This window comes from Pseudoalteromonas sp. PA2MD11, assembly GCF_017808125.1.
Taxonomy (GTDB): domain Bacteria; phylum Pseudomonadota; class Gammaproteobacteria; order Enterobacterales; family Alteromonadaceae; genus Pseudoalteromonas; species Pseudoalteromonas simplex.
This window is the reverse complement of the sequence record NZ_JADKNF010000005.1, coordinates 89,836-112,580: the sequence shown is the minus strand read 5'-3', so window position 1 is coordinate 112,580 and position 22,745 is coordinate 89,836. Positions and strand designations below refer to the sequence as shown.

At 40.6% G+C, this 22,745-nt stretch carries 19 protein-coding genes; 7 read left to right on the top strand and 12 right to left on the bottom strand.

Going from position 1 to position 22,745, the window contains the following annotated elements; all coding sequences use genetic code 11:
* Positions 1 to 57: 57 nt before the first annotated feature.
* On the bottom strand, positions 58 to 378 hold the full coding sequence (locus ISP07_RS08110; protein WP_054552688.1) for a hypothetical protein: 321 nt from the start codon (positions 376 to 378) through the stop codon (positions 58 to 60).
* Positions 379 to 421: 43 nt separating this feature from the next.
* Here ISP07_RS08110 and ISP07_RS08105 point away from each other — a divergent pair, with 43 nt between their 5' ends.
* From ISP07_RS08105 to ISP07_RS08095, 3 genes are all read left to right on the top strand, one after another.
* Positions 422 to 778: a DUF5522 domain-containing protein gene (locus tag ISP07_RS08105; RefSeq protein WP_138598869.1), complete on the top strand. Its 357-nt coding sequence runs from the start codon at positions 422 to 424 to the stop codon at positions 776 to 778.
* A 180-nt stretch (positions 779 to 958) separates the two neighbouring features.
* Positions 959 to 3,394 carry a TonB-dependent receptor gene (locus ISP07_RS08100; RefSeq protein ID WP_209327318.1) on the top strand — a complete coding sequence of 812 codons (2,436 nt, stop codon included), beginning with the start codon at positions 959 to 961 and terminating at the stop codon, positions 3,392 to 3,394.
* 83 nt (positions 3,395 to 3,477) lie between these two features.
* On the top strand, positions 3,478 to 5,016 hold the full coding sequence (locus tag ISP07_RS08095) for a tetratricopeptide repeat-containing sulfotransferase family protein (protein ID WP_209327317.1): 1,539 nt from the start codon (positions 3,478 to 3,480) through the stop codon (positions 5,014 to 5,016).
* Here the strand turns inward: ISP07_RS08095 and ISP07_RS08090 are convergent.
* The 9 genes from ISP07_RS08090 to ISP07_RS08050 form a co-directional block, all read right to left on the bottom strand.
* Positions 4,991 to 5,830, bottom strand: coding sequence for a sulfurtransferase (locus ISP07_RS08090; RefSeq protein ID WP_209327316.1), 840 nt, complete (start codon positions 5,828 to 5,830; stop codon positions 4,991 to 4,993). The genes ISP07_RS08095 and ISP07_RS08090 overlap by 26 nt on opposite strands.
* Positions 5,830 to 6,993: a capsular biosynthesis protein gene (locus ISP07_RS08085; RefSeq protein WP_209327315.1), complete on the bottom strand. Its 1,164-nt coding sequence runs from the start codon at positions 6,991 to 6,993 to the stop codon at positions 5,830 to 5,832. Before ISP07_RS08085 ends, ISP07_RS08090 begins: the two co-directional genes overlap by 1 nt.
* A 51-nt stretch (positions 6,994 to 7,044) precedes the next feature.
* Complete coding sequence (locus ISP07_RS08080) at positions 7,045 to 7,452, bottom strand: adenylyltransferase/cytidyltransferase family protein (RefSeq protein WP_209327314.1); 408 nt, start codon at positions 7,450 to 7,452, stop codon at positions 7,045 to 7,047.
* On the bottom strand, positions 7,449 to 8,519 hold the full coding sequence (locus ISP07_RS08075; protein ID WP_228290554.1) for a CDP-glycerol glycerophosphotransferase family protein: 1,071 nt from the start codon (positions 8,517 to 8,519) through the stop codon (positions 7,449 to 7,451). The genes ISP07_RS08080 and ISP07_RS08075 overlap by 4 nt, the downstream gene beginning before the upstream one ends.
* Positions 8,520 to 8,600: 81 nt before the next feature.
* A complete protein-coding gene (locus ISP07_RS08070) occupies positions 8,601 to 9,020 on the bottom strand; it encodes a group I truncated hemoglobin (RefSeq protein WP_209327313.1) in 420 nt (139 codons plus the stop codon).
* Complete coding sequence (locus tag ISP07_RS08065) at positions 9,020 to 9,853, bottom strand: DUF3034 family protein (RefSeq protein ID WP_209327312.1); 834 nt, start codon at positions 9,851 to 9,853, stop codon at positions 9,020 to 9,022. The genes ISP07_RS08070 and ISP07_RS08065 overlap by 1 nt, the downstream gene beginning before the upstream one ends.
* A complete protein-coding gene (locus ISP07_RS08060) occupies positions 9,840 to 12,155 on the bottom strand; it encodes an EAL domain-containing protein (RefSeq protein WP_209327311.1) in 2,316 nt (771 codons plus the stop codon). Before ISP07_RS08060 ends, ISP07_RS08065 begins: the two co-directional genes overlap by 14 nt.
* Complete coding sequence (locus ISP07_RS08055; RefSeq protein WP_209327310.1) at positions 12,148 to 12,801, bottom strand: methylamine utilization protein; 654 nt, start codon at positions 12,799 to 12,801, stop codon at positions 12,148 to 12,150. Before ISP07_RS08055 ends, ISP07_RS08060 begins: the two co-directional genes overlap by 8 nt.
* 352 nt (positions 12,802 to 13,153) lie before the next feature.
* A complete protein-coding gene (locus tag ISP07_RS08050) occupies positions 13,154 to 14,260 on the bottom strand; it encodes a phosphoribosylaminoimidazolesuccinocarboxamide synthase (RefSeq protein ID WP_209327309.1) in 1,107 nt (368 codons plus the stop codon).
* Positions 14,261 to 14,477: 217 nt separating this feature from the next.
* Between ISP07_RS08050 and ISP07_RS08045 the strand changes: the two genes are divergently transcribed.
* From ISP07_RS08045 to ISP07_RS08030, 4 genes are read left to right on the top strand one after another with little or no spacing between them, the layout of a single operon-like run.
* Entirely contained in the window at positions 14,478 to 15,551 is a 1,074-nt protein-coding gene (locus tag ISP07_RS08045; protein WP_228290553.1) for a CDP-glycerol glycerophosphotransferase family protein, read from the top strand.
* A 16-nt stretch (positions 15,552 to 15,567) separates the two neighbouring features.
* Positions 15,568 to 16,266 (top strand): ABC transporter ATP-binding protein, encoded by a 699-nt coding sequence (locus ISP07_RS08040; RefSeq protein ID WP_209327308.1) that lies wholly within the window; start codon positions 15,568 to 15,570, stop codon positions 16,264 to 16,266.
* Positions 16,253 to 17,521 carry an ABC transporter permease gene (locus ISP07_RS08035; protein ID WP_209327307.1) on the top strand — a complete coding sequence of 423 codons (1,269 nt, stop codon included), beginning with the start codon at positions 16,253 to 16,255 and terminating at the stop codon, positions 17,519 to 17,521. The genes ISP07_RS08040 and ISP07_RS08035 overlap by 14 nt, the downstream gene beginning before the upstream one ends.
* A gap of 8 nt (positions 17,522 to 17,529) precedes the next feature.
* The gene (locus ISP07_RS08030; RefSeq protein ID WP_209327306.1) at positions 17,530 to 18,018 is read left to right on the top strand and encodes a DUF3299 domain-containing protein; all 489 of its coding nucleotides are present in this window, start codon (positions 17,530 to 17,532) and stop codon (positions 18,016 to 18,018) included.
* Between the two features lie 226 nt (positions 18,019 to 18,244).
* On the opposite strand, the gene ISP07_RS08025 is transcribed toward ISP07_RS08030, so the two are convergent.
* Complete coding sequence (locus ISP07_RS08025; RefSeq protein WP_209327305.1) at positions 18,245 to 19,615, bottom strand: efflux transporter outer membrane subunit; 1,371 nt, start codon at positions 19,613 to 19,615, stop codon at positions 18,245 to 18,247.
* The gene (locus tag ISP07_RS08020) at positions 19,608 to 22,745 is read right to left on the bottom strand and encodes an efflux RND transporter permease subunit (protein ID WP_209327304.1); all 3,138 of its coding nucleotides are present in this window, start codon (positions 22,743 to 22,745) and stop codon (positions 19,608 to 19,610) included. Before ISP07_RS08020 ends, ISP07_RS08025 begins: the two co-directional genes overlap by 8 nt.

The following is a 22,745-nucleotide window of genomic DNA, read 5'->3' as shown; positions in this document are numbered from 1 at the left end:
TAATGAGCGAAAGCTTTAAGGTTTGCTTAAAGCTTTCGACTCTCAATCTCGTTCATGCTAGTGAATTATTCTTAACAACTTCTCTAGCGTACTTTTATTTAACTCACCCATTTGCTCGTTATTACTTAGTGCATAAATAGCCCCTTCAACGGCGCTTTCGTCGATGTCTTGCCGAGACTCTAATACGTTTGCCCAAAGTTCTAATTCATCGATATCGATTTCGCCGTCGATAACACGCTGTAAAACCTGACAGAAAACGTCTTGCGTTAGAATATACACATCACCTTGCGTGTCTGGAGTACTGGTAATTACTGAAATTGCCTCAAATCGGTTATCACCAAAACGAGCAAACTCATCTAATGCGTCTAATTTATCCATTTGCTATGCTTACCTTTTCAATTTCAAAGCATCTTTTTACTTAATGACAACCCTTACTTGCTCACAATGCAAAGCAACCCTTCACTGCCAAGCCGACAATATTAATGCCTGTTGGTGTAGTGAGCTGCCCAATATTTTACCACTCGATGAGGCAGCAACAGAATGTTTATGCCGAGACTGTACTATAAAAAAGATCAATTCATTTTTATCTAAACTTTACCAACAGCCTCTTGAACAGCAGCTTGCCTTTGCTAAGCCTTATTTTACTCAAGGTAACTTAATAGAAAATCTCGATTACACCATGCAAAACAACTACATGGTATTTAGCCGCTGGTTCTTTTTAAAACGTGGCCACTGCTGTAGTAATGGCTGTACTCATTGCCCTTATTCCGACAGCTAACCTCTTAAAGAGTATTTATTCAATTATTTTGCATTTAATTGCAAATAACACATGGACGACAAGAATAAAAATACATTATAATTGGATATAAATTCACTAAATCATCAATTTTTAAGCTTAAATCACTAGTAAAGTCTATTTTTTAAGCATAAATATACTGTAACTAAGTCGGAATCAATCATGAACACCTTTAAGCCTGCTCTACTTGCAAGTGCAATTTCTGCAGTTTTAATCAATAACAATATGGCGTTTGCTGCAGAAGATGCTATCGAAGTTGATAAATCAATTGAAACTATTCAAATTACTGCAACACGACGTGCAGGCTCTGTGCAAGATGCACCGCTTAATATCACAGCCCTCAATGGCGATGTAATTAGCGACCAAAACATTGGCGATCTAGAAGATGTCGCACGCTGGGTACCTGGCTTAACAATTTCTGATCAAGGTGGCCGTGAAGGTTCTCCGATTATCGTTCGTGGTTTGAATACAAATACCTCTGACCGTATTTCTGATAGCGGCACAGTGGCAACCTATGTTGGTGAAATTCCACTGAGCATCGACTTACGTTTAACTGATGTTGACCGTGTTGAAGTGTTAATTGGCCCACAAGGTACACTGTATGGTGCAGGTACTTTAGGTGGTGCAATTCGTTACTTACTAAAGCAACCTGAGCTTGATATCACCGAAGGTAAGGTTACAGGCGATATATTTAGCATTAACGAAAGTGACGGCACAGGTGGTGAGTTTGGTGTGGTATTCAACACCCCGCTAATTGAAGAAAAATTAGCGCTTCGTGCTAGCTTAAATTATTACGATAATCCTGGTTACATTGACTACACGCACGTGGTTCAAGAACCGGGTGTATCAAACCCAAATCCTGACTTTTCAGACAGCAGCGATGTAAATGCCAACTTAAAAAGCGTAAGCGATGTTAACGATGAGCAAATCACCACTGCACGTTTATCACTTCGTTGGCTTGCAACCGAAGATGTTGATGCAACGCTAAACTACTTCTATCAAAAGCAAGAAAATGGCGGTAACTCGACATCGCAATACGACTCTCTTGCTGATAGTAGTGCGCTACAAGGGATTCCTGGAAAATACGAAAACGTAGCTCGTGTTCTTGAGCCTGGTGAAGAAGAAAACGATCTATTAAGTTTAGAAGTGAAAGCAGATCTTGGTTTTGCTGAGCTGGTATCTGCATCTGGTTGGTCTAGCTATGAGCAGTCTGGTCAACGCGATCAAACCGATCTACTTTACGATATTTGGTCAGGTTATGCCGACTTCCCTGCATTTGTTGGCTACACGCACGACACCTCAGATCGCGATACCTTCACGCAAGAACTTCGTTTAGTGTCAAATAGCAATAGCGCTTTTAACTGGATTATAGGAGGCTTCTACAACAAAGTAGAAAGTCACTCAGATGACCGTGAGTACACGCCGGGTCTGACTGAGTACTGGGGTGGTGGTATTCCTAATGTTGAACAAGATCTTGAGTACATTCTAATTTCAGATAGTGAAACCACTGAAAAAGCACTTTTTGGTGAAATCGGCTACAGCATTACAGATCAGTTTGATGTAACTTTAGGTGCTCGTTTTTACGAATACGATGTATCAACAACGTCAGGCTCTGCAACACCGCTTTATTCTGGTGATTTTGATTCACTAGATAACCTTGTTATGGAAAATGTGAGCGCTAGTGATAACGGTAACTTATTTAAGTTTAATGCTAACTATACATTCGATAATGGTGTACTTGCTTACTTTACCGTGAGTGAAGGTTTCCGTATTGGTGGTGGTAACGGTATTGCTCCTTGCCCTGATGTATTACCTGAGCAACAAATTGTTTGTGCCCTGCCAAACGAAGAAGATTACAAACCAGATACAACAGTCAACTACGAGCTAGGCTTTAAGTCATCATGGTTACGTAACCGCCTACATTTCAATGCGGCTCTATTTAATGTTGATTGGAAAGATGCGCAAGTGGGTAGTAGCACTGTAAATGGTCAAGAATTAATTACCTCGAACGCGGGCACTGCAAATTCAAAAGGTGTTGAGCTTTCTACTCGCGCTATGATTGGTGATAACTGGGCTGCATATGCGACATACGCGTATGCAAAGGCTGAATTGACAGAAGATGCACCTGAGTTATTAGGGATTCTAGTTGATGAAGAGGTAATAGAGTACCAAAGCTACTATGATGGCGCTAAGGGCGACCGTTTACCGGGCGCTCCTGAGCATCAATTCTCGTTTGGTCTTCGTTACGAGCAAGATATCCTAGGCGATAAGTTATTAAGCGTAAACTACGGTATCACAGCGCAAAGCGATGTGATCACCAAAGTAGGTTTAAAAGCAGACGGCGAAGTATTACCTGGTTATGCACTAAGTAACTTATCTGCAAAAATTACCGGTGATATGTGGTCTGCAACGCTTTACGTAGACAACTTATTCGATAAGTACGCATTCACTTCTGTACGTCGTGATAAGTCTTGGGCAGGTATGTCACAATATGCTGAGCTTAACAAAGAGCTACCTGAGCTACAGCGTGTTTATGGTCACTACACCACCGCGCCTCGTACTATCGGTATGAAGTTTAGCTACAACTTTGAGCTGTAATTAAACATCACCATAAAAGCCTTGCCGCCTTTAGGCAGGGCTTTTTAATACCTGAAAATAATTAATTGATATACTATGCGCTTATGCTAAATGATACCCAACAAGCGCTTCGCGCTCATATCCAACAGTTGTTAAACAACAAGCAACTAAACGATGCACATCACCTACTTGTGCAGAGGCTAAAACAAAATCCTGAAGACCACGTTTGTTACTTTTTACTCAGCGAAGTCAACACCGCAGCTGGCGATATCAACAAAGCGATTAAGCTGCTTGAAAAAGCGCTAAGCCTAGCCCCTTTTGCGATTTATCATTTAGCACTTGCCAAGTTATATGTACTGTTAGGCAAAGTAAGTAATGCAGCTGTGCACTATCAAAGTGCTAAACAAGCAGCTGACTTTAGTGCCACTGACTTTGATACATTAGCCAATATCGCGACCCGTTTAGGGTATTATAACGACGCCCTTAGCTTTCAAAAAGCAGCCTACCAACGCAACAAAGATAACCCACAAATTAGCTATAATTTGGCAGTGTGTTATAAAATTCACGGACTGTTCGATGAGGCTAAAAGCTTGCTGCTGCAACTAACCAAAAAGCAACCTCGCTTTTATCAAGCCCACTATTCACAGGCTGAACTCAATACTGTTATAGATGCAGAGCAACATATCCAAAAACTACAAGCCTTGGCGGATAAAGAAAAAAGCATTGTTGAACAACAAGTGTATTTTCATAGTCTTGCTCTTAATTATGAGCACCTTAATGACTACAAAAATGCATTTAAATACTTTGCACTAAGTAAGCAAGCCATAGCCGGTAAACTTAATTATCAAGCCACACAGCATCGCCACTTTTGTCAAAAACTTATTACTCAGAGCAAACAGCAAGCAATTAAAAGTAGTGACTCTGAGTTCTCACCCGTTTTTGTCGTTGGCATGCCCCGCTCTGGCACAACCTTGGTTGAGAAAATCCTTAATCAAAGTTCACAGCTACGAGGCATTGGAGAATTAAACGATATTGCGCAATTGATACAACACGCCACGCAATCAGCGCGTATGATTGATAGCGAAATGCTCGATAAGGCATTTGAATCTGAGACGATAAAGACAGCACTGGCTAGCTATCAACAAAGAGCCCAGCTGCTAAGTAATGACCAAAGAAGTTGTGATAAACAGCCATTTAACTTTTACTATATTGATTTTATTTTAGCGGCTTTTCCTAATGCTAAAATCGTTTGTATGCAGCGGGGCTGGCAAGATTGCAGCATTGCCAATTTTAGGCAGATGTATAACCCGCAAAGTGTGTTTCATCACTACAGCTTTACACTTGAAGATATTGCCTCGTTCCATCAAGATTACTCGGCATTAGTCAGTCATTTTGCTAACAAGTATCCTGAAAACGTTTTTTTACAAAGCTATGAGCAATTAGTAGCAGAGCCTACCGAACAAACTCAGAAGCTCTATGCGTTTTGTGATTTAAGCTGGCAGGAAAACTGCCTGACTTTTTATAAAAACAATGCAGCATCAGCCACGGCGAGTAAAAAGCAAATTCGCCAGCCACTGAATAAAAACAGTATCGACAGCTGGCAAAATTACGCTGAGTTTATTGGTGCGGACCTGTTTCAATAGGTAGGTCGTGACGAGCGCCCCACTCACTCCATGAGCCATCGTAAACACGTAAGTTAGCGTAACCGCATTCATCGGCACACAATGCAATTGCACAAGCGGTTACACCTGAACCACAGCTAAACTGCAACTGGGTGTGATGCGGCGCTATGTGTTGTTCAAATAATGCCTGCAATTCGCTAAGCGGTTTAAGCTCACCGTTATTTAGCACTGTTGCTAGAGATAAACTGCGACTATTTGGAATATGACCACTGCGCATACCTTCGCGCGGCTCAGCGTGTTCACCGGTAAAGCGCTCATAAGGACGAGCATCGAGTGTTAGTGTGCTTTGTTCGTTAAGTGAGTTAAGTACTTGCTCAGCACTAATAAAGTAATCAGCACGCGGGCTGGCAACAAAGTTGCCTTGACCAGAAGCAGCTGAATAGCTTGCTTGTGTAGCAAAGCCTAGTGCCTGCCACTTAGCTAAACCGCCACTTAAAACTTTTACGTTATCAAAGCCCATGGCTTTAAACATCCACCACGCACGGGCAGAACTGAACAAGCCTTGGTCTTCATAAATCACAACTAGAGAGTCTTGGTTAACACCAGCAAGCTGCATATGCTCTTCAAACTGCTCGTTATTGCACATCATGCTTGGTACAGGATTACTGTTATCTGCTAGCGCCTTCTTGAAATCAAAACGCTGTGCATTAGGAAGCATCGCCTTAGGCGCATACTCACCCGGTAAACCAGGACGTACCATTCCTGCATCAAAAATAACCAAATTATCGTGACTTAAGTGCTCGTTAAGCCATTCTGGCGAGACGATGTTCTTCATTAGCTTTCCTTTTGCGATAGCTGTGCAAATGTATCTTGCTGAATTAAACGCTTTTCGACCGCTTCAACATGCTCCGTTGTACATTCTTTCCAAACACCGGGCAAGCAATACACATGCTTTAAGTAGGTAAAAAACTTATCTCTCAGAATACTATTAGGCTGCCAGCCATTCTGCAGTTTTTCTAAGCACTTAACCAAAGTAGCTTGTTCACTTGCGTGTAGTACAAGCTCATCAATGTTGTAACAAGCAAGCCCTAAGGTAATTACTTTTTTATCAAGTAATAAAGATTCTAAGCCAACGGTCGAGTTAATGGTGATCACAGCCTCAGCATTATCAATAAGTTCTCGAGTACAATTTCCGTTGGCAAAAACGGCAACATCATCTTTGTCGTACAAATGTTCATAGTGCTTATGCCATGAAGGGTGCTCTTTAAAAACAACTTTAAGTTCTGGATCATTTAACTTTTTTACGGCTGAAACAACAGCATCGTAATATTCTTCCATGGACTTAAGCCAAGGAGAATAACAAGCTATTTGGGTGTCATGTGGAACTTGAAATGGCACAAATAAGTATTTTTTGGGTAACTCAATTGCGTCAAACTTACAGCGCTTCTTATGAGCCGCTCTTGGAATTAAATCAGGTGCAGAAAATGGCAACTTCCTTTGCGGATCAAAGTTTAAATAGAATTGACTATCTCGCGGTACAGAAGCCGCAAAATTAATACCTTTAGGATCTAAGCTTGTTGTTCCGGGCAGTAACCCATTTTCATAGTAATAGGTGGTCACTCCTAATGCCTTAGCAGCCATACAAACAGTAACATTCGGTAATTTATTACCATTCCAAATGACTAAAGCTTGTGGGGATTCTGACTGCAATAAATCATAATACTTGGCAAACCGGCATCTCTCTACTAAATACATCAAAGCAGAGTAACTTTTGATTATCAGTGGGTTCTTCCATAGCTTGTTTCGAGCTTGTTTACGTAAGAGTTGTTCCGCAATTATTTTATTAAAATCAACTTTTTTCGCCTTACTAAAGTATTTTAAAGCAGTAAATCTAGGCAAGCCCATGCAATACACTTTACTCTTTAAAGGCAGCTTCCTAGTGAGTTTTTTGTAATAGCGGGCGTGCACATTATTGCGAGAGATAAATAAAAAAGCCATTTACACATCTTATTTTTGATTGAACGTTAGCGCATACAGCAATTTTATTAATTATAAATGACAGTTGGAAGGTTGCCTTACAACTTCTATTATTTCTGTTGTAGAGATAGAGGGAGTACGCTCTAGATAAGTTACATCACAAAGTTGGTTAAATTGATCAAATTGACCAGCCCAATCATCCCCCATAACTAGCAAGTGAGCTTGATGATCTTTGATATACTCACCTTTTAATTCTAGAGAATGCTCTACAAATACCTCATCGACACACTTCAATGAACTAATAATTTTCAGCCTATCAGCTTCACTATATACGGGCTTTCGACCTTTCTTAGAGAAGTTTAGTTCATCAGAAGATACACCAACAATCAAATAATCTCCTAACGCTTTAGCTCGTTCTAATATATTGATGTGTCCCACATGAAAAATATCGAACGTGCCAAATGTAATTACCCGCTTCATTGATGCTCCTCTAAATAAGATACAATTCTCTTAGCAGAGTGACCATCGGTAATACCTGCCAGCTTATAAACAATTTCTTTTCTTTTTTCTTTAAATTCAGCTGATTCATTAAAACTTGAACTTAATAAATACTTTAAATCTTTATAACTTCCTGCACGAGCACATAACTCATTAAAGTACTTGATATCTTCATCAAGCCGAGCTTTTAGCCTATAAGATAAAATACCTCTGTAAGACCAGCGCAGCTTATAGAAATCACACCATATTACAGGCTTTTCTAATGCTGCAAACTCAAATATGGCTGACGATGCATCAGAAATCATTATATCAGCAAGTTCTAAAAAAGGAGTAAGGTCAAAATCGTACTCATTCGCAAGGTAAACATTCTTAGCGTTAGCCCACTTATCGAGTTTTAGACGTTGTTTTTTATATTTTTTCTTAAACAAACTAAAGAAATGAGGCTTAACGATAATATTAAATTCATCAAAATGCTCAGGGAAATCATCGCTAAAACATTCTAAAGAACTTGGATAAAAAGTAGGCGCATACAGCAAGGTTTTCTTTGTTGGATCTAGGCCTAGGTTTTTGAGGTTAATAGTACCAAGAGTCTGATTAATAATAGGGTCTAATTTTGCGTAGCCACTATCAATAAAGTTACCTTCGGGATAGAGCATTTTTAAACGTTGTAGTCGGTGTTCACCTTCAACAAACCGCACTGTCATCTTGTTGTTTGATACGTCGTAATAGCATTGCTTTGGGCCGATTCCATGCTGCATCAGTACAGTCTTTTTATTTAAATTCTCAGCACCTACGAACGTATTTCCAAATACAACCCAATCTGCATCTGAGTTCTGATAAAAGTCAAAGGTTTCACTCGCACTCGTTAACCATTTTGCAACTATTGCGTTTTTATCTATAAAGTTACAACATACAGCACGACTACACTCATCTTGTTCTTTATAGAAAACCATCGAAACTTTGTGGCCTTTTTCTTCTAACTCCTTTAAAACAGGCAGGTATTGTGGAATATAATATAGATGTTGAACATCAAAATATAACTGCATCATTTACAACTTAATAACTTAAATCAATAGCCATTGTACATAAATTACATTTTTGTTTCAGCCCACAATTGAAGTTTGTACAAGCTAAATATCAATTATCTCAGGGCGAAGGGGTGCTAAGCGACTAAGAATTTTATTTTGTACTGTTTGTGGAATCTGTTGTTCATCCATAGCGTTAATCAAAAGCTCTACAACACGGTTAAAGTCTTTTTTGGAGATATTCATTCCAGTGTGTATATCAACCATGTTATCGCCTTTGTATTCACAAGGACCGTCGGTGACACTACACAAATGAGTGATAAAGCCTTGGCGAAAATGCGCAACATTACTTTGTTTAAAATAAGCTAAAATCTGTTCGTCATGGCCTATTTGATTGATAAAACTTTCAACCAGTTTTTCAACTCCTTGTTCGCCATTAATTTGCTGATACAAGGTGCTATTGTTGCTACTTACACAACCCACAAGCATAACGGTAAATACAAATGTAAAAAGTGTTTTTATCATCACCAATACCCTGTTACTGATAAGTACCAACCAGTTTGGTCTTCAGCACCAGCAATACTTCCTAAGTCTAACCAAGCAGCAGTCACGCTAACATACTTATTAGGAAACCAAGCCACAAATACATCCTGCCAATCTTGCTCTCCTAAACCAAGGTTATTGGACTTTACCCGATACTCAACACCCAAAGCTATTTCATGGGTTAAAAACACCGCTGTAGATGCTTCAAACAACAATTTTTTATCACTATCAGGACCGCCAAAACCTAACAAACCTAGCTGATTAGCATCGCTATAACGAAAGGTGGTGTTCCAAAACCAATTATACCCAGCAAGCGCCCCTAAATGTAATTTACTAGCAGCAAGGTAAATATCGGTACCGCTGGTATCTTTTGCACCTAATAAATTAGCAATACTGCCATCATCTAAAGACTTATGCTGCACACCTAAACTTAATTGCGGCCATTTACTATAAACAATGTCACCATATAAGCGTACTTTTGCCCCGGTAATTGATTGCTCAATATCGGTATTTAATGCGGGAACTTCGAAACGTTGCTCCGCATAACTAAATTCAACGCGATCATAAACATTTAGCTGCGCACCACAAACATCTAAGCGGTAATCACTCACATTTGCACGACTGCAAAAGCCATTCAAAGCGATTTCATCATCACTTGCATAGCCTGCGAGCTGAGCCCATGGAACAATCCCACCACCCGCACTGCCTTCAACCTGAGAGACTCCGGGCGTTGCTAATAATTTACCTGAAGCTGCAAACCCTGAACTTGTAAAAACAATGGAAGTTAGTCCAAATAGCCAATTAAGATGCTTCATTATAGACCTCTAGCCATTGCAAAAACTGCTCTGATTTTAGTGGCCTACTCAAGTAATACCCTTGCGCATAATCGCACTTCATTAGTTTCAAAAAGTCTAAAGAAGCTTTATTTTCAACACCTTCCGCAACGACAGAGAAACCTAGCTGATGACCTAAGTTTACTGTTGACTCAACAATATACTGATCTTGTTTAGATTGCTCCAATTGAAGAATAAAGCATTTATCTAACTTAAGTTCATCGATAGGTAGTGATTTCAAGCGACCCAATGAAGTTTGCCCAACACCATAATCATCTAGCGATATTTTTACCCCAAGTGATTTTAGGTTTTCTAATGCTTTAATACCTTGTTCTTCATTTTCTATCATGTCGCGTTCTGTCAGCTCTATTGTAATAAGCTGTCCATTAACATCATTCTCTTTTAATTGTTTTGCCAAATGAGAGAAAAAGCTTGGGAAGGCAATATCTTGGGCCGAAACATTGATAGCGGCTTGCATAATAATGCCTTGTTCTTGCCACCTTGCGACTTGAGTGACAACTGTTTTAACTACCCAAGCAGTCAAATCAACAATAACACCTGACTGCTCAGCTAAATCAATAAATAGCTCCGGTGATACCCACTGCCCATCCTTTATTTGCCAACGGATCAGCGCTTCCACTTTATCGATCTTAGAGGTGTTTAAATTTAGCTTTGGTTGATAAGTCATAAACAATTGGCCATCGTCTGCTTGTAATGCATGTTTTAATTCATCAATAATTGCCAAACGTTCCAGATACTCTTCATCTTCGCCGTTTTGATAATAATGAACATTCTTCTTTTTTGACGAAGCTGTATCAATTGCGATTAAAACTCGGCGCATTAGATCATCGGGCTTAACTCCCTCAAAGGTACAATGAACTACACCAGCGCTAAATCGCAAGGTAATATTCAAGCCTTGAATAGTGTAACCGACTTGTAGCTGAGCCATTAAATCCATGACTCCACTTTTTAATTGCTCTGCTTTTCCACTTGGAAATAAGGTTAAAAACTCATCTCCACCTATGCGTGCATTAACTCCACCAAGCGGCTCAGAATACTCACTAATACGTTCAGCAACTTCTCTTAAACAATCATCTCCAATACGAGGGCCAAGTTTGTCATTGATATGCCGCAAACCTCTTATATCAATAGCAACTAAAGTGTATTCAGTGCCTTGCCCTAATAGCGATTCCATAATTTCCAACATGGCACTGCGTGTTAAAAACCCTGTTAACGTATCATGACTTGCTTGAAAGTTGATTTGTCGTTCACGTTCTTTAATGTCATTACCCATATTATTGAATGCATCAACTAACGTCGTAATTTCAGTACTTTGTTTTTTTCCTATAAATTCAGCTTTGTAGTTACCCCGCGCGAATTGCTGAGCAAGTAAAGTAAGTTTAGAAAGCGGTGTGGTAAGGTTTTTAGCCAAAATCCCACTAGCTAAAACGCCAATCACAACTGTGATAGCTGCTAATGAAATAATAGTAAAAAAGAGCTGCTCAAATTCAAGATAACTTCGAGTTAAATCGGCACTTAGTAGCACTGATACTTTATGCCCAGAAACCGAAGGTAGCTCAACAAGGCGATTACGATAAACTGGCTTTTCCCCAAAAATTCGCTGTGTAGATTTATTTTCAAAATGCCTAAGTACTGCATTATCTTCTGGCTTATCAACAAGAGAGGTTTCAACGACATCATCATCCTCACCGATAAAACTTACATCCATAGTTGTAAGTTTTTTTAACTCTTCGGCAACTAGATCTGTGATTTCAAAACCAACCAAACTATATGCAACTGTTCTCGGTGCGCGAACTGGCAATATAATAACTTGATAAAGAGTCTGCTCGATAACAATGAAATTTGACTGCTCAGGGTTATCTAATAACTGCTTCATTAATGCCGTAAACTCATTTGGCATGTGAGCGAAATCCGTATTAGCAGAAACGAGCTCCCCAGATAAGTTTATGAGCATCATTAAATCAGCATTAATCCGCCTACTATGATTATTTAAGACACTGCTGATAGTATCGGCGTCTTGAGTTGCGACAGCTTGTTTAAAACCGAAATCTGCTGTTAACACTTTTGCAGCAGTTAGAAGAAGGCTCTCTTTCGCACTTAAATACTGGTTAAAAACATTCTCAGCAACATTAATATCTTCTAGAAGCTTTTGGTCATTAAAACGATTCGCAGACCACCAAGAACTAACTAGGCTGACTAAGCTTGTTAACAGAACAAGACCAACACATAAGGCAATGACTCGCCCTCTTAAACTATTAATCATTAGTACCCTTAAACATTTCTCCAAATGTATTTCGTGGTTTCGGCTCTATTGTAGTAATGACAATATCTGCAACCTGCGAAGAATCAGCAAATATAATTGTTTTTTTCTGATCGATATCACTCTGTTGGTTTGGTTGCCATACCGTAAAGCTAACAGGAAATGTACTCACATTTAATTGAACCTTCCCATCTATGCTCGTTTTTAGCACTTCTGAACTATCTGCAACATAAATGTATCCGACCATTGAATCATGGATATTACAACCTAGAACAACAATCCCGGGTGATTCAAATTTTTCGGGTTTTTCAGGCCGACCAGAGTAAAGTTTGATGTCAAATTGCTTAACAGTCGAGAATGAGTACACATGATGGCGAATATTATCACTATTTGGGAAGTCAACTAATTGCCCGTTTTGAATAACAAGTACTTTAGGGGTAAAGTGCTTATCAACCTGGTCCATGACGGCAACTGATAAGTTATCTTGGTGATTTAACTGCTGATCCTTAAACTCAATAACAGCATCTTTTAATGGCTTTCCAAATTGATCGCGTACAACAAAGGAAAAGTCCGCTGAAAGTACATTCGTTGAGCTTAATAACAAAGCAACGTAACATACCCGGCTAAAAAAATTCGCAAACATCAACATAATTAATTAGTTCCGCTCTTAGTTCACAATTCAGTATAGATTAATCTATTGTTAAGTTATACCTAATCATTTCATTGATAGAGACCGGTTTTAGGCAAGAAAGTATTGACGAAAAACTTAAAACTTAGTGGATTAGTTAAAGTAATAACTTTGCTTAGTATTACTTTCGTTATCAATTAATCTGTAATGTCAGAAAGGTGGAGACTATTGGGGTCATGTTTATCCCATTTAATTACCTTATACATCATTCAGAAATGAGTACAGAAGGTAATAAAAAGCCAAGCAATGTTATTTGTGACAGCTTGGCTTTAAAAATAGCATTTTAGCTATGAATAAAATTAGTAAATGCCTATTAATCGTGCTTAATTAAGCCGTAATCACTATCTAAAATAGCGATTACTTCACTTCGTGGGTCGCTAGGAATGGTGATTTCTTGACCAATAATTTTACTCGCAATGCCAACGTAGGTATCAGACACTTCAAGCATCACAGATTCTGGTAAGGTATAGTTTTTAGCAAGCTGCTCACGCTCGTCCATACGGTCTTTATTTAATAACACGTCGCTGTCTGGCACGTTATTAATTAATAACTGGCGGAAACCCTCTTTTGAGTTTTCAATGATTTTACCGTCACGGTAAGCTGGGCCATCCCAAATACGCGATGAATCAGGCGTGCCTACTTCATCAATGTAGATAAGCTTATCTGAACCATCAACGTCTTCAACATAACCAAATTCAAATTTAGTATCGACAAAAATTTGGTCAAGCTGTGCAAGTTCATCACTGATCAGCTTAAAGCCTTCAACAAGTAATTGCTCATATTTAGCGACATCATCTTCAGATTTGAAGTTAAAAACAGCTAAGTTATTCGTAATATTTTCACGGGTAATATTTACATCATCTACTTCAGGGATCTCAGCAACACCGGTAATAATGCCTTTCGTTGATGGCGTAATTAACACTTCATCTAGCTTTTGGTTCGCAGCTAAGCCTTCTGGTAAATCGATACCACAGAAACTACGTGTACCTTTCGCGTAGTCACGCCACATACTGCCAGTAATATATTGGCGCGCAATGGCTTCAACTTTTACTGTACTTGCTTTACGCACAATCCATACATATGGATGTGGAATATCAACAATATGGTTACCAGCAAGACCTGCTTTATCAAATAACTTAAACCAATGAGATGCCACAGAGTTTAGCGCGATGCCTTTACCAGGCACCCCATTTAAACCGTTTTCACCTTGCCAAATACAATCAAACGCAGAAATACGGTCAGAAATAACCATAATAGCTAGCTCAGTTCCTTTTGGAACTTGATAACCTTTTTCATTAATTAAACGAGCGCTGTCTTCATCAGTTAACCAATAAACTGAACGCACTTTACCACTGTGTACCGCACCTTTGGTACGGATCGGTAAATCATCGTTTACGTCTAAAACTTTATAGCTAGTCATGCTATCTCCGATAGTATTTGGCATGCTCATGTGAGCACATGTATGGGATTGGGGTTATGGCCGCCTATAATAATCTAGACGCCTTGAAAGCTCAATCATTGCACTATCATCAGCAGCCTGCGGACGTGATAAAAAACATAAAAATTTAAACTTCCAGTAATTTTGCTGTCATAAACATTATTTCGCTATAATAGCGACCTCGCAATAGGAGGTTTTCTTGGATTACTTAGCAGCTACCGCAAACAAAAAATACTTAATGTTTATTTCGCAGAACTATTCGTACGCGATCTTACGCCCATTACAACGGGAGATTTTAGCCCGAGGTGGCGAAGTTCGCTGGTTTTTGTACGGCGATGAAGTAAATCCAAACTTCCTTCACCAAGATGAGATTCGATTATTATCAGTAGATGAGCTCAAAGACTGGCGTCCAGATATCGTGTATGTACCAGGGAATGTGGTGCCGGATTTCATCCCTGGTAAAAAAGTGGCTGTTTTCCATGGTTTCAATTCAGGAAAGCGCATGAACAAAGGTGTTGATAATCACTTTAATATTCGAGGGTGCTTCGACTTATATTGCACTCAAGGTCCAACAACCACGACTACTTTTTTAGAGCTTGCCCAGCAACATGGATTCTTTAAAGTAAAAGAAACGGGCTGGCCGACGCTCGATCCTTACTTTAGTGAGATTGAAAACAATCCATACAAAAATCATGATGACAACAGAAAAACCTTATTGATTTGCTCGACTTTCTCAAAGCGCCTTTCTCTTGCACCTAAATTATACGAACAAATAAAAGCATACAGTGAACAAGGCAAGTGGCGAATTTTGGTGCAATTTCACCCAAAAATGCCAAGCGAGATTGTTGAACAATACAAGGCTCTACAAAACGACAATCTAACCTTTGTCGAGACTGATAACGTATTACCACTATTACAAGCAGCAGATGTTATGCTGTGTGATACCTCGTCTATTTTGCTTATGTTTATCTTACAAAGAAAACCTGTGGTGACTTTTTGTAATCATGGTGCTGGTCAGCATTTAGTTGATATTACAGATGCAGATAAAGTTGCCGAGGCAATTGACTATGCATTGAGTAAGCCTGCGGAATTAATGGCAAAAATCGAAAACTTCTGCCAGCAACTGCATCCTTACCAAGACGGTTTATCGAGTCAACGTGTACTTGCTGCTAGCAATGAATTACTATTTAGCAATCCTGCTCTTAAGCCAAAACCACGTAATTTTATTCGTAATTTTAAAATGCGCAAAGAGTTAAATTACTGGCGATGGTAACAATTCATAGGTCGTTATGATCACGCTTGAAAATGTGCTTTTTAAATGGCACGCAAAACAACCTGAGCCGACGATCAATATTACTAAGCTAGATATTGATCAAGGCGAACATGTTTTTCTTCACGGTCCGAGTGGTTGTGGTAAATCAACGTTATTATCCCTGCTTGCTGGCGTCACAGTGCCAACACAGGGCAATATCCAGCTTCTTGGTAAAGCGATAAACCAACTGAGTAATAGTAAACGTGACCGTTTTCGTGCCGACCATATTGGCTATATTTTTCAAAACTTTAATTTACTGCCCTATTTATCGCCCATTGAAAACGTGACTTTGGGTTGTCAATTTTCAAAGCAAAGGCAAAAAAACGCATTAAAAAATTGTGCAACAATAGCCGCTGAGGCAAGCCGCCTACTCACTGCTTTAGGGTTAAACGACGCCTTGCAACATCAAGCCGTTGCACAGCTGAGTATAGGTCAGCAACAAAGAGTTGCCGCAGCGCGAGCTTTTATCGGCAGCCCTGAAATTATCATTGCAGATGAACCTACCTCAGCACTCGACACGCAAAATCGCCAAGCCTTCGTAAAATTATTATTTGAACAGGCAAACGCAGCAAATAGCACGCTAATTTTTGTTAGCCATGATGAAACATTACAAACGCTATTTACCCGCAGTATCAGCCTTGTTGAGTTACAAGGAGGCACAGATGCTACTCATTAAACTCGCCACAAAAAGTTTATTAAACCGAAAGGCCAGCGCCCTACTCACCCTGTTTACCATTGCTATCAGCGTAATGCTACTCATGTCGATTGAGCGGGTTCGTGTCGATGCTAAAAGTAGCTTTAGCAATACAATTTCTGGTACTGATTTAATTGTCGGTGCGCGTACCGGTGATATCCAACTACTGCTGTCTTCGGTATTTCGGATTGGCCATGCTAATAATGGTGTGAGTTGGAAAAGCTACCAGTACATCTCTGAGCAGCGCGGTGTAAAATGGGCTATCCCTATGTCGCTTGGCGACAGCCATAAAGGTTTAGCTGTACTTGGTACAAATAAAGACTATTTTGAGCACTATCGCTTTGCTAAAAGGCAGTCATTGAGCTTTTCACAAGGTCATGAGTTTAATCATTTATTTGAGGTTATACTAGGGGCTGAGGTTGCCAATACCCTTGGCTATCAACTTGGTGATGAAGTGGTGATTGCACACGGCATGGGCAATACCAGCTTTCATAATCATGACGATAACCCATTTAAAGTGGTCGGTATTTTAAATCCAACGGGCACACCTGTTGATAAAACCCTGCATATTCCACTTGCAGCAATTGAAGCGATTCATGGTGGTCATGCTCATCAGCATGAAGCCGCTCAGGCTGATGCAAATGACCATGACCAGCATGATGATGTTGATTTAGTTGGCACACCAAAGCAAATAACCGCTTTTTTACTTGGTTTTGATTCACCACTTTATACCTTACAAGTGCGTCGTAATATCAACCAATACAAAGATGAGGCACTGCTTGCCATCATGCCGGGGGTTACTTTGCGTGAACTCTGGGAAATGCTCTCTATCGTTGAAAAAATCTTGCTGTTATTTTCTATCGTCGTGGTGCTGATCAGTTTACTTGGCATGTTAACGAGCCTGCTTTCAAGCTTAAATCAACGCCGCAGAGAACTTGCTATTTTGCGCTCTGTTGGCGCAAGACCTTGGCATATTTTCACCTTGATCAGTGTCGAATCATTACTCATTACAGGGCTTGGCTGCATTGTTGGTATCGCATTATTCTATGCTTTAATGCTACTCGGCGCAGATTACTTGCAAAGCCATGCCGGAATAAGCCTAAATATAGCCTTATTGTCATCCTATGAACTCATGCTTTTAGCTGCGATAATGGTTGCAGGCTTTATTGTAGGGTTAATTCCCGCAACTCGCGCGTATTTCTACTCTCTTGCTGATGGTATGAGTATTAAAATTTAAGGAATGTTATGCCGTTTTTTCGAAAATTCGTCGCTTTAGTCGCATTAGTTGTGTGTGCTGGAGCTAATGCTGGCGCACCTAAAGAAATCTTCTGGGAAGATTTAATTCCAAAAGGTCATGTGCAAATCGATACCCAAGCGCAAGCAAACCATGAAGGCTCAGAACAAAACTGGGTGCAACCAGACCTTGATGCTCCCGTGGTAAAAGAACTTAATGGTCAATCAATAAGTTTGCCTGGTTTTGTTGTTCCCCTTGAAGGCGACAGCGAAGTGATCACCGAGTTTTTATTGGTACCTTACTTTGGTGCTTGTATTCACGTACCACCACCGCCGCCAAACCAAATTGTGCATGTCACGATTAAAGACGGCGTACCAATCGAAAGCCTCTACGATGCGATTGTCGTGACTGGTGTTATCAGCACCGAAACCTGGTCTGGTGAAATTGCTCAAGTCGGCTACAAGATGAAAGCCGTTGGTGTAGCACCATTTGAGTTATAAGTTTTTAAAAGAGCATGCTTTTGCATGCTCTTAAAATTAATCCTCCACTTTTTCTTTTTCCAGTTCCTGTTCGCTCAATTCATACCAATTTGCTTAATTAAGTGATCTATTTTGAGGCAATAAAACCTCGTTGATAGCAAGGCAAAAATTTCGTTATTTAGTTGTTCTAAATCAGAAATTTTTAACGCAGATAGCGACAGGTTTAATCCCTCAAAATGATTAAGTATTATTGCGGATTGGTATCATACCATCCGCCACCAAGGGCTTTATAAAGCGTTGCTAGGCTTTGCAGACGATCATTTTTTGCCTGCGATAACGCAATTTCTGCCGAAAATAACTGTCGCTGTGCATCCATTAAATCAAGGGAGCTGGCAACACCATTGCTATACCTAAGGCGTGCTAAGCGGTAGTAATCTTGACTACTGAGCACCAAACTTCTTTGCGCATCATAACTTTGCTCTGCCGACTGATAATTCGAAAGCTGATTGCTCACTTCTTGCAGTGCCACCAGCACTGTTTTTTGGTATTGAATACTTGCCTGATAAGCCCGCTGTTCCGCCACCGTTAAATTTGCCTGATTGCGCCCCATATTAAATAAGGGCATTAACAACTCTGAGCCCAGCAACCAAACCTGCGAATTACTGGCAAGCAAATCACTAAAATCAGTACTTTCACTGCCATATTCGGCATACAACTTAAGTTTTGGGAATAACGCCGCTTTTGCGACCCCAATCTCAGCCATGGCCGCTTGCCATTGATACATTGCTTGCTGCACATCTGGTCTACGCTTTAACAGTTCACTAGGTAGTCCTGTGGGTAATTGCTTAGGAAGGGTTTGCACTGATAACTCATTCCCCCCTTGCACATCAACATTGGCATCACCAATCAAAAACTTTAACTGATTAATAATCCGCCTTTCACTGTGCTGTAAAGGCGGTATCTTCACTTTGGCAGATTCTAATTCAACCTCAGCTTGGCGCTGCTCTAGCCCTGAAATAATTCCGCCTTTTTTGCGAATACGCGCAATTTCAAGCTCCTTCTCGCGAAGCTTAATCGTACTCAGGCTAATTTTTAATTGCTCTTCAACTTCTTTGAGGGCAAAAAACTGCTGCGCAACATCAGCAATCAAGGCGAGCTGCAACGCGTTTCTTGCTTGCTCTTGGCTATAATAATTTGCCAGTGCGGCTTCACTTGCACGTCGGTTACTACCAAATAAATCTAGCTCCCAACTTAAGTAACCTTTTAAATCAAACGAATTTTCAGGGCTGCTATTAAGCTCTTCTTCTCGCTCCGAGGTAAGGCCTATGCTTACATCAGGCCATAAATCGGCATCGGTAATACGATACTGAGCTCGCGCTTCAATAATTTTCGATTGCGCAATTAACATATCTTGATTATTGACCAGCGCTTGGCTAATCAGTTTTTGCAAATGTGGGTCGCTATATATTTGCTTCCAGCCAGCTAAAGCTTCAGACTGTGGCGTTGCTGCTGCACCCATAAAATTAGCAACTTCACTATGTTCAGGTGCTTCAAAATCAGGGCCAACAGCACAGCCTTGTAAGCAAGCAAAACAAAACAATGGCAACAATTTATGCATCAACTTGCTCCTTTGCTAACACTTTAGAGGCGGGTGCTTGCTGTTTTTTCACAAAGCGTGCCGCGGTAATAAAAAACAGTGGCACTAATATAATCCCGATAGAGCTTGCCAGTAACATCCCCCCTAAAATAGGCATAGATACCGACTGCCGACCAACGGCGCCGGGGCCAGAAGCAAGTACTAACGGCAATACACCAAGCACAAAAGAGGCTGCGGTCATCAAAATAGGCCGAAACCGAGAACGGGCGGCTTCTATTGCTGCATCAACGGCATTCATACCTTCTTGATAAAGCTGATTTGCCACCTCAACAATCAAAATTGAGTTCTTCGCAGCAAGGCCTATCAAGGCAATAAACGCGACTTGAAAAAATAAGTTGTTTTCATGCCCCGTCACCAAGGTCAATATAGAGGCCCCTAACATGGCAATCGGGCTTATAAGCAATACTGCAAATGGTAATGCCCAACTTTCATAAAGCGCTGCTAAAAACAAAAAAACAAACACAATCGCCAAACTCACCGCAATACCTAGTTGACCGGATGAGCGAATTTCTTGATAAGTTAAGCCAGTCCATTCATAACCAATATTTGTTGGTAATTTAGCCACTTCCTCTTTAATTACTTTAATCACGTCACCCGATGCATAGCCAGTAGCTGGTGACACATTCACCATCGCACTGGTAAACATATTAAAGCGATTTATCGCAGACGGACCGGTTGTTAGATTAAGCTTAGCAAGCACATTTGATGGCACCATAGCGCCATTTTTTGAACGCACATAAAATTCGTTGAGGTTTTCAGGACGCGCCCTAAATTGATCTTCAGCCTGAACTTTAACCCGGTAAACGCGACCAAATAAATTAAAGTCATTAATTGTTGATGAACCAGTAAGAACTTTCATTGTGCTGTAAACATCGGCAATCGGCACCTCTAAGGCCATGGCTTTTTCTCTATCTAACTCTAAAAACAACTGAGGTACTGAGCCACGCAGTGAACTACTTGCTTTAGCAACTTCAGGGCGGTTATTTAAATTTGCCAGTAGTACCTCAAGCGATTCAACTAGGCTTGTTAAGTTACCTCCTGTTTTTTCTTGCAGCGCAAACTCAACGCCAGAGCCCGAACCAAGCCCTGCCACAGCTGATGGTTGAAACACATTAAACTCAGCATCGGGAATGGCATACAGCTGCTTACGTATATCATTCATCACACTTGTGACCGTAAATCCTTGCTCCGCACGCACTTGCCAAGGCTTTAAAATCACCTCCATTTGACCATGCGATTGCGCACTACCAGCACGGCGATTTTCACCCGCTAGCGTGAATGAATAAGCCACCCCCGCATGGCTCATAACAAATTGGTTTGCTTTGCTTATTACTTCATTGGTACGTGAAACCGTTGCCGCATCTGGCAAGGTAATATCAACAAAAAAGCGTCCTTGATCTTCTTGCGGCATAAAGCTGCTTGGTAATTGGCTAAACACAAAGTAACAGCCACCTATCATTATAAAAAAGGCAATGTAGCTGCGTTTTGCTTTTTCGGAGCATGCCTTTACAAGCCAAGTGTATTTTTCGCCAACACCTTCAAGCCAGTTATTAAATTTAACAAAAATCTTATTGTTTGATGGGGGTCTAGGTTTTAAGAAAATCGCACATAAAGCAGGGCTCAAGGTTAACGCAACTAGGGTCGAAATGAGTACCGCAACGGTAATTGAAATCGCAAACTCTCGGTACATAATGCCCGTAATACCGGCTAAAAATGACACCGGCACAAACACCGCAGCAAGTACTAAAGAGGTTGCTACTATGGCACCTGAAAGCTCTGTCATGGCTTGCTTAGTAGCAGCAACTACCTCCATATTTTGCTCATTGATCAGTCGCTCAACACTTTCGACTACCACAATCGCATCATCGACGACGATGCCGATTGCCAATACCATAGCCAATAAACTGACATTGTTAATGGTAAAACCAAATGCAGCCAAGGCGATAAAAGTACCAATTATCGACACCGGCACAGCTAAAGCGGGTATTAAAGTTGTTCGCCAGTTTTGCAAAAATAAATACACCACTAAAATCACTAAGATAAGCGCTTGAATAAGGGTATTGATCACCTCATTAATCGACAGCTTGATAAACTCAGAGGCATCATAAAATAACTGCCACTTCACTCCCTTTGGAAAAGCCGCGCTCAAGCGCTCCATCTCTGCCTTAACACGCTCAGTAACCGCTAATGCATTAGAGCCTGGTAACATATAAACCTGCAAAATAGTGGCGGGCTGTTCATTTAGTTTTGAATTTAAAGTGTACGCTGACGACGCCAACTCAACCCTTGCAACATCTCGCAAACGGATCATCGAGCCATCACTATTAACTCGCAGCATAATATTATTAAACTCATCAACCTTATTAAGCCTTCCTTGCGCTCGTACCGGAAAGTTAAGTTTAATGGCATCTTTCATAGGTTGTGCACCTATCTCACCGGCAGCGGCCTCTTTATTTTGTGCTTTGATTGCTGCGGTCACATCATTCACGGTTAATTCATAGCCCGCTAAAATGTCAGGTTTTAACCAGACCCGCATAGCATAAGAGCGTGAGCCGGTATTACGAACTCGCCCAACCCCTGGTACGCGCTTTAAAGCCGCCTCAACATTAATGCTGGCATAGTTACTCAAGTAGATTTCGTCATAGCGAGGGTCATCAGAGGTCAGTGCCAGTTTCAAAAGCTCAACGGAACTTTCATTAGAGACATTCACCCCTTCAGTTTGCACATCAACAGGTAAATTACTGCCTGCTTGGCTTGCGGTGTTCTGTACATCGACAAGGGCGAGATCTGGGTCGGTGCCAACATCAAAGGTGAGTGTGATCCCAACACTGCCAGAGTTAGTTGCCTTTGACTCCATATACAACATATTCGGCGTTCCATTTAATTCTTGTTCAAGAGGAATGGCTACCGACTCAGATGCGGTTTCTGCCGTTGCGCCAGGGAATGAAGCAGACACTTTAACCGACGGCGGAGCAATATCTGGGTATTGATCAATCGGTAGAGTAAAGAGCGAGACCAAGCCTGTGAGTAAAATAACTAACGAAATAACGATAGCAAACACTGGACGCTTGATAAAAAAATGCGAAAACAT

What these genes read in the sequence shown, in the direction of transcription:
- ISP07_RS08060 (WP_209327311.1), bottom strand. Translation starts at nt 12,155, where the DNA reads ATGATTAATAGTTTAAGAGGGCGAGTCATTGCCTTATGTGTTGGTCTT.
- ISP07_RS08070 (WP_209327313.1), bottom strand. Translation starts at nt 9,020, where the DNA reads ATGATAAAAACACTTTTTACATTTGTATTTACCGTTATGCTTGTGGGT.
- ISP07_RS08065 (WP_209327312.1), bottom strand. Translation starts at nt 9,853, where the DNA reads ATGAAGCATCTTAATTGGCTATTTGGACTAACTTCCATTGTTTTTACA.
- ISP07_RS08035 (WP_209327307.1), top strand. Translation starts at nt 16,253, where the DNA reads ATGCTACTCATTAAACTCGCCACAAAAAGTTTATTAAACCGAAAGGCC.
- ISP07_RS08025 (WP_209327305.1), bottom strand. Translation starts at nt 19,615, where the DNA reads ATGCATAAATTGTTGCCATTGTTTTGTTTTGCTTGCTTACAAGGCTGT.
- ISP07_RS08090 (WP_209327316.1), bottom strand. Translation starts at nt 5,830, where the DNA reads ATGAAGAACATCGTCTCGCCAGAATGGCTTAACGAGCACTTAAGTCAC.
- ISP07_RS08100 (WP_209327318.1), top strand. Translation starts at nt 959, where the DNA reads ATGAACACCTTTAAGCCTGCTCTACTTGCAAGTGCAATTTCTGCAGTT.
- ISP07_RS08055 (WP_209327310.1), bottom strand. Translation starts at nt 12,801, where the DNA reads ATGTTGATGTTTGCGAATTTTTTTAGCCGGGTATGTTACGTTGCTTTG.
- ISP07_RS08095 (WP_209327317.1), top strand. Translation starts at nt 3,478, where the DNA reads ATGCTAAATGATACCCAACAAGCGCTTCGCGCTCATATCCAACAGTTG.
- ISP07_RS08080 (WP_209327314.1), bottom strand. Translation starts at nt 7,452, where the DNA reads ATGAAGCGGGTAATTACATTTGGCACGTTCGATATTTTTCATGTGGGA.
- ISP07_RS08020 (WP_209327304.1), bottom strand. Translation starts at nt 22,745, where the DNA reads ATGTTTTCGCATTTTTTTATCAAGCGTCCAGTGTTTGCTATCGTTATT.
- ISP07_RS08050 (WP_209327309.1), bottom strand. Translation starts at nt 14,260, where the DNA reads ATGACTAGCTATAAAGTTTTAGACGTAAACGATGATTTACCGATCCGT.
- ISP07_RS08030 (WP_209327306.1), top strand. Translation starts at nt 17,530, where the DNA reads ATGCCGTTTTTTCGAAAATTCGTCGCTTTAGTCGCATTAGTTGTGTGT.
- ISP07_RS08105 (WP_138598869.1), top strand. Translation starts at nt 422, where the DNA reads ATGACAACCCTTACTTGCTCACAATGCAAAGCAACCCTTCACTGCCAA.
- ISP07_RS08075 (WP_228290554.1), bottom strand. Translation starts at nt 8,519, where the DNA reads ATGATGCAGTTATATTTTGATGTTCAACATCTATATTATATTCCACAA.
- ISP07_RS08110 (WP_054552688.1), bottom strand. Translation starts at nt 378, where the DNA reads ATGGATAAATTAGACGCATTAGATGAGTTTGCTCGTTTTGGTGATAAC.
- ISP07_RS08040 (WP_209327308.1), top strand. Translation starts at nt 15,568, where the DNA reads ATGATCACGCTTGAAAATGTGCTTTTTAAATGGCACGCAAAACAACCT.
- ISP07_RS08085 (WP_209327315.1), bottom strand. Translation starts at nt 6,993, where the DNA reads ATGGCTTTTTTATTTATCTCTCGCAATAATGTGCACGCCCGCTATTAC.